The organism is bacterium (assembly GCA_037131655.1).
GTDB lineage: Bacteria > Armatimonadota > Fimbriimonadia > Fimbriimonadales > JBAXQP01 > JBAXQP01.
Map to the genome: position 1 here is coordinate 1 of JBAXQP010000294.1, position 3327 is coordinate 3327.

General features: G+C 48.0%; 3 protein-coding genes. All 3 read left to right on the forward strand.

All coding sequences use genetic code 11. The features are described 5' to 3' along the window. Positions 1 to 976: caspase family protein (locus WCO51_11380; protein ID MEI6513855.1), on the forward strand; the 976-nt coding region annotated here is incomplete at its 5' end. A 257-nt stretch (positions 977 to 1233) separates the two neighbouring features. Next, complete coding sequence (locus WCO51_11385; protein ID MEI6513856.1) at positions 1234 to 3075, forward strand: hypothetical protein; 1842 nt, start codon at positions 1234 to 1236, stop codon at positions 3073 to 3075. Positions 3076 to 3106: 31 nt separating this feature from the next. Further along, on the forward strand, positions 3107 to 3327 hold a 221-nt coding region (locus WCO51_11390), incomplete at its 3' end, for a hypothetical protein (GenBank protein MEI6513857.1).

Below are 3327 nucleotides of genomic sequence, written 5' to 3' on the forward strand. Positions count from 1 at the left end.
ACCAAATACAACGCCACCAAATACGACAAAGCCAAATACGACGCCACCGACTCCGAATTCACACTATTATGCAATCTGTATCGGCATTGATTTTTATCCGTTACAAATGCTTAGCAATGCAGCCAGAGATGCCAACAACATGAGTACGGTACTGACCTCATTTGGCTTTACTTCGACATTGATTTCTCTAAAGGCAAAGGATCAGGCAGTTGCGACGGCAATAACTCCTGAAGCATTCAAAAAGCAGTTAATTAAAATCATGCAAGGCTGGGATAAGCCAATTGAAGTAGTGCTTTACTATGCTGGACATGGTGTGAGCTTGAAGCAAACTGGGTTGAAGGAGAGCCAAGACGGATTCCTCATGCCCCTTGCCCAGAAATGGGATGATGAAAAGCAATTCTTGCCGATCAAAGACTTTATTCGAATTGCGCATGAAACGCTTCCGGAAGAATGCGATCTGGTACTCATCCTGGACTGCTGCCGTTCGACAATGGGTGAAGCCTATTTTGCCTACCCGCCAGTTCCACCGGCTGATGGTAAGCAGAGAAATGTTGCCTTACTCCAAGCGGTACCGGGAGGAATTGGTTCTTTGGATGAGCCTGAGCTGAGCTATACAGAGAACTTAACCAAAGTATTGAGAGAACAGAAAATCGGTAAGATTAAACCTTTGCAGGACAAGACTAGAGAACAGATTAATACGACGAAGGACAAAATCCTATCGGGCGAGATAAAATGGCCTCAAGGAAAAGTTGATATGTTGAGGCAGATGGTGCAGAATGGTGATTTCCGACTGCCAGAATCGCCTAAGTTCTATGTAACCGACCCTGAAAAGGTGCCGACGTTAATTCCGCCGACCTCGCCCATTTCATCGCTTGTTCAACCATTCTTTATGCGAATGGATTCCTTTGCTTCAAGTAGATTCCTTTCGTCCTACTTATCCGATCCTGTAAATGCCATTTTGTGGTCGCATTTATAAATCGCTTTTTTAAAAGAAGGAATATTTGATTAGGATGTTGAATAATTATGATGATAAGTTGCATTGTTTTAACGTATTAATATATTAGAGGCGAAGCTATGATGCAGTCGCACAATAATTAGTGTTCGGTAGCTTTTTGAGATGACTGCTGATATAATGATAAGCAAGAGACTAATCATATTAATATAATCGAAAATGTTTGAGTGATATCCGTTTATGAAGCCGCTTTTTTAGCGGTGGAGTGAGGAGAAAGAATTATGCCATTACATGTTCAGTTAACGCCAGACAAGATTGACCTTGAAGCGGGGAAAAATCAACAGGCGACAGTTACCGTCACCAACACCGAACAACAATTGGTTGAGGTGGAAATTCGTGTGCTGGGTCCCAACAACGAAGTGAATCCTTCTTGGGTTGAGGTCACACAAAAAGAATTTCGATTAATGGCGCCTCCTGCAGTTGGTGGTCCATCTGCAAATGCAGCCGCAAACCCGTTTGCTCCTACTGCCAAAGCCGGTGGCGCCCAAGCTGCCGCTCCCCAGAACGTACGACGAGTTGCTATAACCGTTAAAAACGTAGAAGGACAATCGCTTTCGACAGGACTTCAAAAGATTACGATTCAAGCAGTGAATCGAACAAACGGCGCCCATACCGATCAGGCTGAATTAAGTATCAATGTTTTGGCTGAAAAGGTCGTATCGGGGCCAGTGAACTATGAACTTCACGTTTCGCCTTCAACTCAAAAAATTGGATTACGCGGTAGTGGGATGTTTAACGTCCAGATTACGAACAGGGACAATAAGGTTCCTGCAATTTTTAAGCTTGAATTCGACAACCGCGCACCTGATGATGTCGAAGGGCATTTAGCAACGGAAATGCTTACGGTTCGACCTGGTGAAAAGCAATTGGTTGAGCTGGAAATGATCCCGTTCAAACGTCCCTGGTTTGGTGAAGTCAACACCTTGAGCTTCATCGTCCGTTCACAACAAGTGAATAGTGACGGCAATCCAGTTGGCGATGGCAAGCAACCGCAAATGTCCCAGGGTGCATTGGTATACAAGCCATTTGCTTCAATGGGTTTCGCAAAGCTTGCAAAGATTGGGTTTGTGATTCTTGCAATCATCGTTGCGTTGATGGTTTTCCCTCACACATTGCCTGGGCGCCTCATGATGAGATCTTTTAACAAAATGGGCAGTTCACCTCCTCCTGAGACAACGACCACTAGCACAACCGCATCCGGTGGTACTAATGTTGCCGTTAGCGGCGGTGGAGCCGTGTCAGGTGGTGGCGCCGCAGGTGGAGTCGGTGGCGGGGCTAAACCAGGTGGTGGTGGCGCTAAGCCTAGCAGTGGTGGAAGTGCTGCTGCTGGTGGTGCTGTTGTTGGCGGAGGAATTTCTGTCGGTGGAGGCGCGGGTTTTGGCGAAGTTGTGACACCGCCGTTCGTGGCTCCTAACTATGCAACTGCTAACCCTGGGAGGCCTAGGCCTGTTATGGCGTCGGGGGGAATCGCGACGAACGCTCAACCGATTATTAGCGTCGCGCAGCCGTTGAATGGCGAAGGCGTGAATTCAAATAACAAGGTGCTCTGGCGAGTTATTCGTAAGGGTGACGCTGCGATGGGGACGCCGTTGACGAGTTTTGAGCAACCTAAGTCGCTTCAGTTAAGGCTCGGCGACCAGGTCGTCATGCTGTTTTATTCGGATAAGCCTGGCTATTGGCGTGTCTATCATCGCGACGAGTCAGGCACCGTTCAGGATCAGGGCGATCTTGTTATGTGGAATGGCGATACGCGCAGTCCTGCCCAACCTTACGATCCAACACAGCTATGCCCTGCAGGCCAGTTCATTGCGGTTGAGTGGGTGACGGAGGCGGGTGACAAGGGCAAGCATCTGTACTTCGCGGAAATGACACCTCAGGCGATTTCGAGCGCTCTTGGAACTCGAGGCCCGACAAAGTTGAAGCCGGCGCAGTTCGCTGCTCAGGTACTGAAACCGCGATCAACAGGGTTGCGTATGCGAGGGGCTAAAATGTTCCAGCCCATAGATCCCAGCCAGTACTCTTGCAACGAGGTCCAATTGGATATCGTTCCTAATCCTGAGTAGTGCGCATGGTCTAGAAGGAAAGGATGAAAAGATGCGTTTCTTAGTTATCGTGTTGGTAATGGGTGGTCTGCTCTTAGGTTTGAGCCTTAATGCGGATGCTAAGTCGCCGAAGAAAGTGGTGAAACCACCATCGAAGTCGACCCTGGCACTCCGCGGTGCAAAACGGTTCCAGACGGTCTTTACCCAGGCACAAGCGAAGTCGAATTTGACTATTCAGGCTGAGATGCATGAGAGTTCAGATATTAACTCACC